We start from the raw sequence: 13,264 nt of genomic DNA on the forward strand, positions 1-13,264 counted from the left end.
AAGTATGGCGAGCGAGACGCTGGCCTCGGCTCATTCGTCCCGGCCTTCAAGCATGGTGCGTTTGAGCATCACGTAAATGGCGCCGGTGCCGCCATGACGTGGCAGGCAGGAGGTGAAGCCGAGCACTTGCGGATGCTGCCGCAACCAGGTGTTGACGTGGCTCTTGATCAGTGGCCGCTTGCCGTCGAGTCTTGCCGCCTTGCCATGGGTCACGCGGACGCAGCGCACTTCGAGCCGCGTCGCTTCGGCGATGAAGTCCCATAACAGCTCCCGGGCTTTCTCGACGCTCATGCCATGCAGGTCGAGACTTCCCTCAAATGGGATCTGGCCGGCTTTGAGCTTGCGGACCTGACTGTCCTGAACCCCGTCGCGGGCCCAATAAAGCTCGTCCTCGGCACCTACGTCGATGACGAACTGATCCGATAATCCGTCGACGCGCGTGGTTTCGTTGCTGACGGTGGCGTTGCTGCGGCGAGTCGCGATCTGTTCGCGATTGCTGCGCACTTTGCCGGTTTCGGCGCGGTCGTGCTTGATCGGCTTGACACCGCGCACAGCCGATTGGAAGAGAGAGAATTCGTCGTCTTGCATGGGGCCTCCAAACAGGATGGCAGTTTACCCCAGCCACAGCGCCTGGCGGACGAGCTTCCATCCAGACGTACTTTTGCTTGCATCATGCAGAGAGTGTCTGGAAAGGCTGCCAGCTCGTTCGGCGTTCGGATAGTGGGTCTTCAGCGCGCCAGCGCCGCAGCGTCTTGCACGCAAACGGCAAAGTTGTCGGCAAGAATGGTCATCTCGATGCGGTGCACCTGTTCGGCATCGATGCTGCCTTCGCCCATCGGCAGATTGCGTGTGGCACAGGCGCTGTCCACCAGTGTGCAGCGATAGCCGTAATCCTTGGCGGCGCGAACCGTTGTGCTGATGCTGGAGTGGGTCATGAAGCCGCAAACGATCAAATCCAGGCGACCCAGTTTCTGCAGTAGTTCGTGGAGCTCGGTGCCGGAGAAAGCGTTCGGCAGGCGTTTGGCAACCACTGCCTCACCGGGCAGTGGTGCAGCCTCCGGCATGATCTGTCCACGAAAGCCCTGCGGATCGAAAAGACCACCGCTGATACCCAGGTGATGCACGTGCACGATCGGCGCGCCAGCTTCGCGCGCAGCTGCCAGTAGACGGGTAATTTCCGGAAGTGCCCGATCCAGGGCAGGCAGGGCAAGAACACCACTGCGGTACTCTTCCTGCACATCGATGACCAGCAAGGTGGCGTTCGTCAGCGTCGCCGGGTTATAGCTGCGGCCACTGAGCTGAAGCATGGTCTGTGGCTTGGTCATTTTCGGCTCCTTGTGCTGTGAGGGGGCTGATTGTGGCGCCAGAATGCGCCGATGTGAACCGTCCGGCTCATGTTTCGCTGGTCGTTGTGCTGACTGCTCGGTCGAACTGCATGGCCATACGATATGTCGGATGGATCGACCCCGCCCGCGGAGCGGAAGGGTACTGCCGGCTAGACGTCTGGTGTTGAAACGAATTGGGTATTTACATCCCGAGTGCCGCGCCGCGGGGCTTGCTCCGCATGCTGCTTGCAGGCATGGCTCGGATTTTCGCAGGCCTGCTACACTCGCGCCCTTTTTACAGGAGACGCCCTTGTGACCGCTTCGCTCTCCCGCTTGCGTACGCTGCGTGACCATATCCGCTGGGCCGTCAGCCGGTTCCAGGCAGAGCAGTTGTTCTTCGGCCATGGCACCGACAATGCCTGGGATGACGCGCGCCAGTTGGTGCTGGGTGCGCTGCACCTGCCATGGGAAATGGCTGACAGCTATCTGGATTGCCGCCTCGAGCTCGACGAGTGCGAGCATTTGCAGGAACTGCTGCGTCGCCGTATTGAAGAACGTGTGCCGACCGCTTATCTCCTCGGGCAAGCCTGGTTCTGCGGCTTGCCCTTCATCGTCGACGAGCGCGTGCTGATCCCACGTTCGCCGATTGGAGAGCTGATCGAGCACCGCTTCGAACCCTGGCTGCCTGGCACGCCCAAGCGGATTCTCGATCTGTGCGCGGGGTCGGGCTGCATCGGCATCGCATGCGCTTACGAGTTTCTCAAGGCCGAGGTGGTGCTCGCTGACCTGTCGTTCGATGCGATCGAGGTCGCCAACCAAAACATCGAGCATCACGGACTCGAAGAGCGGGTTTATACCGTGCAGAGCGATGGCTTTGACGGGCTGCCAAATCAACGTTTCGATCTGATCGTTTCCAATCCTCCATATGTCGATGCCGAAGATTTCGACGACATGCCGGCTGAGTTTCATCACGAGCCGGCTCTTGGCCTAGCATGCGGTGAAGACGGACTGGATCTGGTGCGGCGTATGCTCGCCGAGGCCGCGGATCACCTCACTGACGATGGCATCCTGATCGTCGAAGTGGGAAATAGTCAGGTTCATGTCCAGGCCCTTTATCCCGAAGTGGATTTCACCTGGCTGGAGTTCTCGCGCGGGGGGCATGGTGTCTTCCTGCTTGCGGCGCAGCAGTGCCGTAAGCATCAGGCCCTGTTCCGTGCACGCGTCGCGGGAAGCTGACTCAGCTCCGTGCCCTTTAACGACCGAGCTGTCGCGCTCAGGTGTTTGCGCTGTTCCTGTGGGCACGGGCAACCTTGGGATTTTCCCGTCGACTGCTGAGCATTTGAGCCGCTGAGTGGTCTGTAGCATGTGGCGTCTGATCGGAAGGCGAGGAGCGCGATATCCTCGCTATCGTTGACCGATCATCGTCGTGCTCGCGCTGCACGTCATTGAACCCTGCATTCAAGCGGACGGACCATGCCAGGCATTACGGTAGAACCCATCACATTCGCGTTGTTCGGTGCCCTGGGCGACCTAGCGTTGCGCAAGCTGTTTCCCGCGCTGTATCAGTTGGATCGCGCCGGCCTGCTGCATGCCGATACCCAGATACTGGCGCTATCGCGGGAGAGCGGCGAGCCGGCCACGCACAAGGCGCGAATCGAGCAAGCATTGCGTACGCGGGTTCCCAAGGCCGAGTTCGATGAGCAGGCCCTCAGTCGCTTCAGCGCCCGGCTTCACTATCTGGCGATGGATTTTCGTCGATCCGAGGATTACCTGGCGCTGCGTGACTGCGTGCCGGCCGAGCAGCCTCTGATCGCCTATTTCGCGACACCCGCGGCGGTCTACGGTGATATCTGCAGGTTCCTGGCTACGGCAGGGCTCGCCGAGCAGGCGCGCGTCGTTCTGGAAAAGCCCATCGGTCATGACTTAGCTTCTTCGCGTGTCATCAACGATGCGGTCGCCGAGCACTTTCCCGAGAGCCGCATCTATCGCATCGACCACTATCTCGGCAAGGAAACGGTACAGAACCTCATCGCGCTACGCTTCGCCAACAGCCTGTTCGAGACGCAGTGGGACCAGCACCATATCTCCCATGTAGAAATCACCGTGGCCGAAACGGTCGGCATCGAAGGACGCTGGGGTTATTTCGACCAGGCTGGACAACTGCGCGACATGGTTCAGAACCATTTGCTGCAACTGCTCTGCCTGATCGCCATGGACCCGCCGAGCAACCTGACTGCGGACAGCATCCGTGATGAAAAGGTAAAGGTCCTCAAGGCGCTGGCACCGATCACTGCCGAATCCCTTCATCAGCGGGTGGTGCGGGGCCAATACGCGGCCGGCAACGTTGCTGGTGTATCGGTGCCTGGCTACCTGGATGAGGAGAACTCGAACGCCGAAAGCAGTACGGAAACCTTCGTCGCGTTGCGTGCCGATATCTGCAACTGGCGCTGGTCGGGCGTGCCGTTCTATCTGCGAACCGGCAAACGCATGGCGCAGAAGCTTTCGCAGATCGTGATTCATTTCAAGGAGCCACCCTTCTACATCTTCGCGCCCGAGCAGCGAGCGCTGATCAGCAATCGCCTGATCATTCGACTGCAGCCTGACGAGGGCATCTCGCTGCAGGTGATGACCAAGGAGCAGGGGTTGGACAAGGGCATGCATCTGCGCAGCGGTCCCTTGCAGCTGAATTTCTCCGAAACCTACAAGAGCACACGCATTCCAGACGCCTATGAGCGACTCCTGCTCGAGGTCATGCAGGGCAACCAGAACCTGTTCGTGCGCAGGGATGAAATCGAGTACGCATGGCAATGGTGCGATCAGCTGATCGAGGGCTGGAATCGTCTCGGCGCAGAGCTCAAGCTTTATCCCGCTGGCTCCTGGGGGCCAGTCGCTTCGATTGCACTGATCACACGCGATGGGAGGGCGTGGTATGGCGATCTCTGAACTGGATCTTCCTACCGGTGTGGTGGCGCATAGTTCGGCCAATCCGCAGCGGCAAGCTGAACTGATGGCTGACAATGTGGCCAAGGCGCTGGCCTACGCGGTGCAGACACATGGCGTTGCCAGTCTCGTCGTATCCGGTGGGCGCAGTCCGATCGCATTCTTCGAAGCCCTGTCGATACGAGAATTGAACTGGTCGAAGGTGCAGATCAGCCTGGCTGACGAACGCTGGGTACCTGCGACCAATCCGGCCAGCAACGAAGGCTTGGTGCGGCGCCATTTGCTGCAGAACGCGGCACGTGAGGCGTGGCTGATCGGGCTGTACCACCCGGCCGAATCCGTCGAGCAGGCCGCATCACTCGCTGACCACGCCCTGGTGCAGCTGCAGCGGCCTATCGACGTGCTGATACTGGGAATGGGAGATGACGGTCATACGGCCTCGTTGTTCCCCGGCAACCCAAAGCTGGCGCATGCGTTGCGCGATGACTGCCTGGAGCGGTGCCTGCCGATGCAGGCGCCGGTCGATCCGCAGGCACGTCTGACAATGACCTATCCGCTGCTCGCTGGTGCTCGGATGCAGTGCCTGGCTATCCAGGGTGCTGACAAGCTCGAAACCCTGCGCGCGGCGCTGAATGTCGATCCGCTGCAGATGCCGATTCGCGCATTCCTGCATTCCCCGCTCGAAATCTATTGGTGCCCGTGAGGCCCGAGGACTTCCGCATGACCATGGACCAGAAGAACGCTCTGATTGAACGAATCTGTGTAGAGTCGAGGATTCTGCCGGTCATCACCATCGGTAGCGAAGAGCAGATCCTGCCTCTTGCTGATGCATTGGCTGCTGGCGGCCTTCGTACACTGGAGATCACCCTGCGATCCAGTCATGGCCTGACAGCCATTCGACGGCTACGTGAAGAGCGTCCTGATCTTTGCATCGGCGCTGGTACCGTTCTGGACCGACGCATGATGGATGAAGTGGAGGCGGCAGGGGCGCAGTTCATCGTCACACCCGGTTCCACGCGGGAAATCCTGGAAGCGGGGGTGAGCTGCTCGGTGCCACTGCTGCCAGGCACCAGTAGCGCATCGGATGTCATGGAGGGCTACGCGCTGGGTTATCGCCGCTTCAAGCTCTTCCCGGCAGAGATCTGTGGCGGCATCGCTGCGCTGAAGGCGCTCGGCGGCCCCTTTGCCGACGTGCGTTTCTGCCCGACCGGCGGCGTAAACGCAGCAAATGCCGCGCAATATCTGGCCCTGGCGAACGTGATGTGCGTCGGTGGTACCTGGATGATCGATGGTGCGAGCCTCAGTTCGGGTGACTGGGCCGGTATTCAGCGACGTACTGTTCAGGCGCTGGCCGCACTGGGGTGATCTCGTCAGCGCAGGTCAGGATCACTGCTACGCTGTGGTTGGTGCGTAGGCGCAGCGATGCGCGTATGATTCGCGCCCTTTCAATCGGATTGCCACACCGGGAGGTGCCCAGATGACCGAGCACGAAGAAACAAGCACTCACGTTACTCACGGCGAAAAGCTGCAGAAAGTCCTGGCCCGTCTGGGCATGGCTTCGCGCCGCGATGTCGAAAAATGGATTTCCGAAGGCCGTGTCAAGGTCAATGGCGCGGTTGCGAGCCTGGGCCAGCGCGTCGACTCTCATGATGCGATTGCAGTCGACGGTCGCCTGCTCAAGCGGGAAGAAGTCAGCGAAGTAGTCCGCCGCGTACTGATCTACAACAAGCCGGACGGCGAGATCTGCACACGCAACGATCCGGAAGGGCGCCCAACGGTATTTGATCGTCTGCCGCGCCCGAAGGAGGGGAGGTGGATCAATATCGGTCGCCTCGACATCAACACCACCGGCCTGCTGCTGTTCACCACCGACGGCGAACTGGCCAACCGCCTCATGCATCCATCCTATGAAATGGACCGCGAGTACGCGGTGCGGGTGCGTGGGGAAGTCGACGACGAGATGATCGAAAGGCTGAAGACCGGCGTGATGCTCGAAGACGGTCCGGCACGCTTCACCGACATCCAGGAGGCGCCCGGCGGTGAAGGCTTCAACCATTGGTATCACTGCGTGGTGATGGAAGGCCGTAACCGCGAGGTTCGCCGTCTCTGGGAATCGCAGGGACTGGTCGTGAGTCGATTGAAGCGTGTGCGTTTCGGGCCGGTCTTCATGACCTCCGATCTGCCGATGGGACGCTGGCGTGAAATGTCGCAAACCGAGGTGGACATTCTCAGCCAGGAAGTCGGGCTAAAGCCGGTTGCACTGCCGAGCATGAAAGCCAAGGCCAAGGAAAAGATCGACCGCATGCAGCGTAAGGTGGCGAAGCCGCTGAGCCGCGGTGAGCGGCGACCTCGGGTGTTGCGTTCGTCAAGCGAGGCCGATGTGCCTGTGTCGGACAAGCCGCGGGCACCGAGGGGTAGCGAAGGCGGGCGCAAGCCGCGTGTCAGCGACGGGCGTAGTGAGAAGCCTCGCGGAACGCCGGTCGCTGAGCGTCCGGGCGAGACGCGTAAAGGTGGTAAGCGTAGTGACGGGGCAGGGCGTCCGTCGGGGCCAGGTAAAAGGCCGGCAGGAGATGGTCAGCGTCCAGGCTTCGGGCGTAGCAAACGCACCTGATAGTTGTATCCAGCGCTGCGCAATGGGCGAAGCCGTTGCGCAGCGTTTTTGTTTTGGAAGCTTTGGTTATTGCGCGTCCAGCGCCTGACCATTCACCCCGATGCTGTCCGGGCCCATCAGGTACAGATAAACAGGCATGATTTCCTCTGGGAGTGGGTTCACCAGCGGGTTCTCGCCGGGATAAGCCTTCGCGCGCATGTCGGTACGAGTGGCCCCCGGATTGACGCTGTTGGCGCGGACCGCAGCGGTGTCATCCAGTTCATCCGCCAGCACCTGCATTAGCCCTTCGGTGGCAAACTTCGATACAGCGTAGGCGCCCCAATATGCACGCCCCTTGCGGCCGACACTGCTCGACGTGAAGATCACCGAAGCGTCCTTGGCTAGCTTCAGCAGCGGCAGCAGTGTGTTCGTCAACATGAACATTGCGTTCACATTCACCTGCATCACGCGCATGAAATTGTCGCCGGACAACTGCTCGAGCGGCGTCCGCGGACCAACGATCGCCGCGTTATGCAAAAGGCCGTCGAGATGACCGAACTCGCGCTCGATCATGGCGGCCAGTTCGTCGTACTGGTGCGGCAGCGCGGTTTCCAGATTGAACGGAATAACGGCAGGACGAGGATGGCCCGCGGCTTCGATGTCATCGTAAACCCGGTTCAGGTTGTCTTCATTCTTGCCAAGCAGCAGTACGGTTGCTCCGTGTGCCGCATAGGCTTTCGCGGCAGCTTCGCCGATGCCGCGGCCGGCTCCCGTAACCAGAATGGTGCGCCCAGCGAGCAAGTCGGGGCGGGCGGAATACTCGAACATCGGATGCCTCTTGAATCGATGGTAGGTGGCGCCCGGACGAATGTTCGCCGGACGATAAGGCTAGGAAGGTTTGCGCTGCCGCCGTTTCAGCAGCTGCACAGTGCTCTATCCAGGACTTGCCGGAGCTCCAGCGGGTGGTCTACCACCACATCAGCGCCCCAGTTTCCCGGGTTGTCTTCGGGGTGAATGTAGCCGTACCGCACTGCGGCTGTACGACTGCCTGCCGCGCGGCCTGATTCGATGTCTCGCAGGTCGTCGCCGACGAACAGAACCGCGGATGGGTCAAGGTCGAGCTGGCTGCACGCCAGAAGCATGGGTTCGGGATCAGGCTTGCTCTTGGTGACATGATCAGGGCAGATCAGCACAGCGGAGCGGGAAGCCAGGCCCAGCTGATGCATGATCGGTTCGGCGAAGCGCAGCGGCTTGTTGGTCACTACGCCCCAGATCAGGTTCGCGCGTTCGATCTCGTCGAGCAGTTCGGCCATGCCGTCGTAAAGATGACTGTGCACCGCGCAGTTCTCCTGATACCGCGCAAGGAACTCGAGACGCAGTTCTTCGAACTCAGCCGATAGAGGGTCGACTTCGAAAGCGCTGAGTACCATGGCCCTCGCTCCGCCTGACACGACATCACGAACCTGTTGTTCGGAAACCGGTGCCAGCCCTCGGGCGGCTCGCATGGCTTGCACGACGGCAATGAAGTCGGGAGCGGTATCGAGCAGAGTACCGTCCATGTCGAACAGAACAGCGCGCAGGCGCATCATGCCTCCTTGATGGTCTGGACCATGTAGTTGACATCGACGTCCGCAGCCAGCTTGTAGTGCTTGGTGAGCGGATTGTAGGTAAGGCCGATGATGTCTTTGACGGCCAGGCCCGCGTCGCGGCTCCAGGCACCCAACTCCGAGGGGCGGATGAACTTCTTGAAGTCGTGGGTACCGCGCGGCAATAGTTGCAATACGTACTCGGCGCCAATGATGGCGAATGCATAGGCTTTCGGGTTGCGGTTGATCGTCGAGAAGAAGACTTGCCCGCCTGGCTTGACCAGTGCACAGCAGGCCTGGATGACCGACGCCGGGTCCGGCACGTGCTCGAGCATTTCGAGACAGGTGACCACATCGAACTGCTCGGGAGCTTCCTCGGCCATGGCTTCGGCAGTGATCTGCCGATAATCGATTTCGAGTCCGGATTCCAGCAGGTGTAAGCGCGCTACCGAAAGCGGCGCCTCGCCCATGTCTATACCGGTGACCTGAGCGCCTCGCTGAGCCATGGCTTCGCTGAGAATGCCGCCTCCGCAACCGATATCGATTACCTTCTTGCCCGCCAGAGCAATATGCTCGTCTATCCAGTTCACTCGCAGTGGATTGATCTCGTGAAGCGGCTTGAACTCGCTTTCGCGATCCCACCAACGATGTGCAAGGGCTTCGAATTTGGCGATTTCAGCGTGGTCGACGTTGCTCATGATCCGGTCCGTTTGAAAGCTTGAGGGAGAAGCTTGAGCTGCAAGGGCTCATGTTGCCAGCTTCAGCTAAGGTCGGGGCATCGTAGCCGCCGTGGTTCGTATGTCATTTGGTCGCGCAGAAGCTGTGTATGGTTGGTTTCACACCTTCAACGTTGATCGGTGCTCGAAATTCTCTCGCCCCATTGGCGAGCGTTCGCAATCACTTGCTGCTCATCCATTCGCGTAAGGCGGCCGCTTTCCAGCAGCTGCTTACCGCCTATCCATACATGTCGCACCGCGTCTCTACTGGTGGAGTAGATCAATTGGGATACCGGGTCGTATACCGGTTGTTGCGCCAGACCGGAAAGATCCAGCGCGACCAGATCGGCGAACTTGCCTATCTCTAGAGAACCGGTGTGCTCATCGATGCCCAGCGCTCGGGCGCCATTCAGTGTGGCCATGCGTAGAGCGCGATGGGCGTCCAGTGCCGTGGCCGAGCCGGCGACGGCCTTCGCCAGCAGCGCTGCCGTACGAGTTTCGCCTAGCAGGTCCAGGTCGTTATTGCTTGCCGCCCCATCCGTGCCGACTGCCACGTTGATTCCTGCTTCCCAAAGGCGCTCGACCGGACAGAAGCCACTGGCGAGCTTGAGGTTGGATTCTGGGCAGTGAATAACGCTGCAGTTATGCTCGGTGAGCAGCGCGAGATCGTCATCATCGACCTGGGTCATGTGCACTGCCTGAAAACGCGGCCCTAGCAGCTGCAATCTCGCTAGTCGCGCCAGCGGCCGCTCACCGTGTTTCCGCAGCGCCTCCTGGACTTCATGAGCGGTTTCATGGACGTGCATATGGATGCCTGCATCCATCTCCGCTACCAGAACGCGAATGCTTTCAAGTTTGTCGTCCGCAACCGAATAAGGAGCATGAGGCCCGAAGGCGACCGTGATTCGGGGGTGATGCTTGAGATCGTCGAACAGCGCTACACCTTTGCGTAGCGCTTCATCCGCATCGCGAGCGTCGGGAACCGGGAAGTCAAGAACCGGGATGGTGATCTGCGCTCGCACACCGTGCTTGTGTACCAGCTCGCTGACGACGCTGGGATAGAAGTACATGTCAGAAAAGCAGGTGATCCCACCTTTTAGTTGCTCGGCGATTGCCAACTCGGTGCCACAGCGAACGAAATCCTCATCGACCCAACGCGACTCGGCTGGCCAGATGTGATCCTTAAGCCAGCGCTGAAGGGGCAGGTCATCAGCAAGTCCACGAAAAAGAGTCATCGCGGCATGGCCATGCGCATTGATCAGACCTGGAGCGAGAAGCATACCCTCGAGCTCTCGCGTTTCTATCGCCTGATACTTGAGTGCTACGGCTCGCGGAGCGATGAGCGCAATGCGTCCATCTCGAACGCCGAGACCGTGCCCCTTCAACACCACGCCAGCCGGCTCCACCGGAACGAGCCAGGTCGGAAATAAAAGAAGATCAAGCGGTGCATCACTTTGCCGGGACATGTGAAGCCATGACTGAGGAGAAGAGGGCTAGTGTAATGGCTGGTGGCGTAGGATTGAAGAAACGAGAGAGCCGCGATTTTTGCCGTGCATCCTTATATATAGTTGTGGCTGGTATCGCTCGTACGGACGGTACTTTTTGACTCGCTTGCCCGTCATCTGAATAAAACTGAAATAAACGGTTGACGTTGATTTTCAGGCTCCTATAATGCGCACCACTTCCGGCGCAGTCCTTAAGCAAAACCTCTTGTAAATCAAAAGGTTAGCGAAATAAAAGGGTTGCACGGATGGCGGATTCGAGTAGAATGCGCCGGGCTGGCAGGGTGGCGGTTGAATCCTGTTGGCGGCTTCGGTCGGGTTGATCGGAAGCGGTTGAAAGAGGTGGTTGACAGCGGTTTTGAACGCTGTATGATTCGCCTCCCGCTGATGAGAGATGCAAGTTGATCTGAAGCGCAAGCGGTTGAGAAGAAAGAAAAACTTCTTCAAAAACAGCTTGACAGGTAACAAGGCTGCTGTATAATGCGCGGCCTCGGTTGAGACGAAAGACTTGATCGAAACGCTCTTTAACAACTGAATCAAGCAATTCGTGTGGGTGCTTGTGAATGTAAGACTGATGGTCAGATAGATTATCAGCATCACAAAGCAACACTCGTTTATTCGAGAGTTACTCTTTACTTGTAAAGAGATTTGCGATTGCTGAGCCAAGTTTAGGGTTTTCTCAAAACCCAAGCAGTATTGAACTGAAGAGTTTGATCATGGCTCAGATTGAACGCTGGCGGCAGGCCTAACACATGCAAGTCGAGCGGATGAAGAGAGCTTGCTCTCTGATTCAGCGGCGGACGGGTGAGTAATGCCTAGGAATCTGCCTGATAGTGGGGGACAACGTTTCGAAAGGAACGCTAATACCGCATACGTCCTACGGGAGAAAGCAGGGGACCTTCGGGCCTTGCGCTATCAGATGAGCCTAGGTCGGATTAGCTAGTTGGTGAGGTAATGGCTCACCAAGGCGACGATCCGTAACTGGTCTGAGAGGATGATCAGTCACACTGGAACTGAGACACGGTCCAGACTCCTACGGGAGGCAGCAGTGGGGAATATTGGACAATGGGCGAAAGCCTGATCCAGCCATGCCGCGTGTGTGAAGAAGGTCTTCGGATTGTAAAGCACTTTAAGTTGGGAGGAAGGGCATTAACCTAATACGTTAGTGTTTTGACGTTACCGACAGAATAAGCACCGGCTAACTTCGTGCCAGCAGCCGCGGTAATACGAAGGGTGCAAGCGTTAATCGGAATTACTGGGCGTAAAGCGCGCGTAGGTGGTTTGTTAAGTTGAATGTGAAAGCCCCGGGCTCAACCTGGGAACTGCATCCAAAACTGGCAAGCTAGAGTATGGCAGAGGGTGGTGGAATTTCCTGTGTAGCGGTGAAATGCGTAGATATAGGAAGGAACACCAGTGGCGAAGGCGACCACCTGGGCTAATACTGACACTGAGGTGCGAAAGCGTGGGGAGCAAACAGGATTAGATACCCTGGTAGTCCACGCCGTAAACGATGTCGACTAGCCGTTGGGATCCTTGAGATCTTAGTGGCGCAGCTAACGCATTAAGTCGACCGCCTGGGGAGTACGGCCGCAAGGTTAAAACTCAAATGAATTGACGGGGGCCCGCACAAGCGGTGGAGCATGTGGTTTAATTCGAAGCAACGCGAAGAACCTTACCAGGCCTTGACATGCAGAGAACTTTCCAGAGATGGATTGGTGCCTTCGGGAGCTCTGACACAGGTGCTGCATGGCTGTCGTCAGCTCGTGTCGTGAGATGTTGGGTTAAGTCCCGTAACGAGCGCAACCCTTGTCCTTAGTTACCAGCACGTTAAGGTGGGCACTCTAAGGAGACTGCCGGTGACAAACCGGAGGAAGGTGGGGATGACGTCAAGTCATCATGGCCCTTACGGCCTGGGCTACACACGTGCTACAATGGTCGGTACAAAGGGTTGCCAAGCCGCGAGGTGGAGCTAATCCCATAAAACCGATCGTAGTCCGGATCGCAGTCTGCAACTCGACTGCGTGAAGTCGGAATCGCTAGTAATCGTGAATCAGAATGTCACGGTGAATACGTTCCCGGGCCTTGTACACACCGCCCGTCACACCATGGGAGTGGGTTGCTCCAGAAGTAGCTAGTCTAACCTTCGGGGGGACGGTTACCACGGAGTGATTCATGACTGGGGTGAAGTCGTAACAAGGTAGCCGTAGGGGAACCTGCGGCTGGATCACCTCCTTAATCGAAGACTTCAGCTTCTTCATAAGCTCCCACACGAATTGCTTGATTCACTAGCGAAAAGCGATTGGGTTTCGACCCGAGAGAGACGATTGGGTCTGTAGCTCAGTTGGTTAGAGCGCACCCCTGATAAGGGTGAGGTCGGCAGTTCGAATCTGCCCAGACCCACCAATTGTCATGGGATGTGGCCGATCTGTAGATGGGGCCATAGCTCAGCTGGGAGAGCGCCTGCTTTGCACGCAGGAGGTCAGCGGTTCGATCCCGCTTGGCTCCACCATTAACTCGAAAATCGCTGAAAGCTCAGAAATGAGTGCTGCTTACGCATCCTGTGATGTGTGAGGGTATTGATTTCTGGTCTTTGCGCCAGAACTGT

The 13,264-nt window shown here is 58.6% G+C and carries 12 protein-coding genes, 2 tRNA genes and 1 rRNA gene; 8 read left to right on the forward strand and 7 right to left on the reverse strand.

Features of this window, described 5'->3' with window-relative positions; translation table 11 throughout:
* Nucleotides 1-30: 30 nt before the first annotated feature.
* Nucleotides 31-588: a Smr/MutS family protein gene (locus tag LLJ08_RS09595; RefSeq protein ID WP_228208819.1), complete on the reverse strand. Its 558-nt coding sequence runs from the start codon at nt 586-588 to the stop codon at nt 31-33.
* Nucleotides 589-728: 140 nt separating this feature from the next.
* Nucleotides 729-1,325, reverse strand: coding sequence for a cysteine hydrolase family protein (locus LLJ08_RS09600; RefSeq protein WP_014820638.1), 597 nt, complete (start codon nt 1,323-1,325; stop codon nt 729-731).
* Between the two features lie 312 nt (nt 1,326-1,637).
* Between LLJ08_RS09600 and prmB the strand changes: the two genes are divergently transcribed.
* The 5 genes from prmB to rluB all read left to right on the forward strand — a co-directional run bounded on the left by prmB (nt 1,638) and on the right by rluB (nt 6,876).
* On the forward strand, nt 1,638-2,561 hold the full coding sequence (prmB, locus tag LLJ08_RS09605; protein ID WP_023444768.1) for a 50S ribosomal protein L3 N(5)-glutamine methyltransferase: 924 nt from the start codon (nt 1,638-1,640) through the stop codon (nt 2,559-2,561).
* A 237-nt stretch (nt 2,562-2,798) separates the two neighbouring features.
* Nucleotides 2,799-4,268: a glucose-6-phosphate dehydrogenase gene (gene zwf / locus LLJ08_RS09610; RefSeq protein WP_228208820.1), complete on the forward strand. Its 1,470-nt coding sequence runs from the start codon at nt 2,799-2,801 to the stop codon at nt 4,266-4,268.
* Nucleotides 4,255-4,968 carry a 6-phosphogluconolactonase gene (pgl, locus tag LLJ08_RS09615; RefSeq protein WP_228208821.1) on the forward strand — a complete coding sequence of 238 codons (714 nt, stop codon included), beginning with the start codon at nt 4,255-4,257 and terminating at the stop codon, nt 4,966-4,968. Before zwf ends, pgl begins: the two co-directional genes overlap by 14 nt.
* Nucleotides 4,969-4,985: 17 nt before the next feature.
* Nucleotides 4,986-5,630 carry a bifunctional 4-hydroxy-2-oxoglutarate aldolase/2-dehydro-3-deoxy-phosphogluconate aldolase gene (locus tag LLJ08_RS09620; RefSeq protein WP_228208822.1) on the forward strand — a complete coding sequence of 215 codons (645 nt, stop codon included), beginning with the start codon at nt 4,986-4,988 and terminating at the stop codon, nt 5,628-5,630.
* Between the two features lie 112 nt (nt 5,631-5,742).
* Nucleotides 5,743-6,876 (forward strand): 23S rRNA pseudouridine(2605) synthase RluB, encoded by a 1,134-nt coding sequence (rluB, locus tag LLJ08_RS09625; protein ID WP_014820633.1) that lies wholly within the window; start codon nt 5,743-5,745, stop codon nt 6,874-6,876.
* 66 nt (nt 6,877-6,942) lie between these two features.
* On the opposite strand, the gene LLJ08_RS09630 is transcribed toward rluB, so the two are convergent.
* The 5 genes from LLJ08_RS09630 to LLJ08_RS09650 all read right to left on the reverse strand — a co-directional run bounded on the left by LLJ08_RS09630 (nt 6,943) and on the right by LLJ08_RS09650 (nt 11,256).
* On the reverse strand, nt 6,943-7,683 hold the full coding sequence (locus LLJ08_RS09630; RefSeq protein WP_228208823.1) for a YciK family oxidoreductase: 741 nt from the start codon (nt 7,681-7,683) through the stop codon (nt 6,943-6,945).
* Between the two features lie 86 nt (nt 7,684-7,769).
* The gene (mupP, locus tag LLJ08_RS09635; RefSeq protein WP_014820631.1) at nt 7,770-8,441 is read right to left on the reverse strand and encodes an N-acetylmuramic acid 6-phosphate phosphatase MupP; all 672 of its coding nucleotides are present in this window, start codon (nt 8,439-8,441) and stop codon (nt 7,770-7,772) included.
* Nucleotides 8,441-9,139, reverse strand: coding sequence for a bifunctional 2-polyprenyl-6-hydroxyphenol methylase/3-demethylubiquinol 3-O-methyltransferase UbiG (ubiG, locus tag LLJ08_RS09640; protein ID WP_023444774.1), 699 nt, complete (start codon nt 9,137-9,139; stop codon nt 8,441-8,443). The genes mupP and ubiG overlap by 1 nt, the downstream gene beginning before the upstream one ends.
* Before the next feature lie 146 nt (nt 9,140-9,285).
* Nucleotides 9,286-10,623 (reverse strand): TRZ/ATZ family hydrolase, encoded by a 1,338-nt coding sequence (locus LLJ08_RS09645; protein WP_104097057.1) that lies wholly within the window; start codon nt 10,621-10,623, stop codon nt 9,286-9,288.
* A gap of 192 nt (nt 10,624-10,815) precedes the next feature.
* A complete protein-coding gene (locus LLJ08_RS09650; protein ID WP_228208921.1) occupies nt 10,816-11,256 on the reverse strand; it encodes a hypothetical protein in 441 nt (146 codons plus the stop codon).
* A 101-nt stretch (nt 11,257-11,357) separates the two neighbouring features.
* On the opposite strand from LLJ08_RS09650, the gene LLJ08_RS09655 reads away from it, so the two are divergent.
* The 3 genes from LLJ08_RS09655 (at nt 11,358) to LLJ08_RS09665 (ending at nt 13,168) form a co-directional block, all read left to right on the forward strand.
* A 16S ribosomal RNA gene (locus LLJ08_RS09655) occupies nt 11,358-12,894 on the forward strand.
* A gap of 91 nt (nt 12,895-12,985) precedes the next feature.
* Nucleotides 12,986-13,062, forward strand: a tRNA-Ile gene (locus tag LLJ08_RS09660).
* 30 nt (nt 13,063-13,092) lie between these two features.
* A tRNA-Ala gene (locus tag LLJ08_RS09665) sits at nt 13,093-13,168 on the forward strand.
* Nucleotides 13,169-13,264: the final 96 nt, after the last annotated feature.

Origin of the sequence: Stutzerimonas chloritidismutans, assembly GCF_020783375.1 — a bacterium.
In the GTDB taxonomy this organism is placed as follows: Bacteria; Pseudomonadota; Gammaproteobacteria; order Pseudomonadales; family Pseudomonadaceae; genus Stutzerimonas; species Stutzerimonas kunmingensis.

Coding starts and splice junctions, on each gene's coding strand:
- LLJ08_RS09595 (WP_228208819.1), bottom strand. CDS start 588: ATGCAAGACGACGAATTCTCTCTCTTCCAATCGGCTGTGCGCGGTGTC.
- LLJ08_RS09600 (WP_014820638.1), bottom strand. CDS start 1,325: ATGACCAAGCCACAGACCATGCTTCAGCTCAGTGGCCGCAGCTATAAC.
- zwf (WP_228208820.1), top strand. CDS start 2,799: ATGCCAGGCATTACGGTAGAACCCATCACATTCGCGTTGTTCGGTGCC.
- pgl (WP_228208821.1), top strand. CDS start 4,255: ATGGCGATCTCTGAACTGGATCTTCCTACCGGTGTGGTGGCGCATAGT.
- LLJ08_RS09620 (WP_228208822.1), top strand. CDS start 4,986: ATGACCATGGACCAGAAGAACGCTCTGATTGAACGAATCTGTGTAGAG.
- rluB (WP_014820633.1), top strand. CDS start 5,743: ATGACCGAGCACGAAGAAACAAGCACTCACGTTACTCACGGCGAAAAG.
- LLJ08_RS09630 (WP_228208823.1), bottom strand. CDS start 7,683: ATGTTCGAGTATTCCGCCCGCCCCGACTTGCTCGCTGGGCGCACCATT.
- mupP (WP_014820631.1), bottom strand. CDS start 8,441: ATGCGCCTGCGCGCTGTTCTGTTCGACATGGACGGTACTCTGCTCGAT.
- ubiG (WP_023444774.1), bottom strand. CDS start 9,139: ATGAGCAACGTCGACCACGCTGAAATCGCCAAATTCGAAGCCCTTGCA.
- LLJ08_RS09645 (WP_104097057.1), bottom strand. CDS start 10,623: ATGTCCCGGCAAAGTGATGCACCGCTTGATCTTCTTTTATTTCCGACC.
- LLJ08_RS09650 (WP_228208921.1), bottom strand. CDS start 11,256: ATGCTGATAATCTATCTGACCATCAGTCTTACATTCACAAGCACCCAC.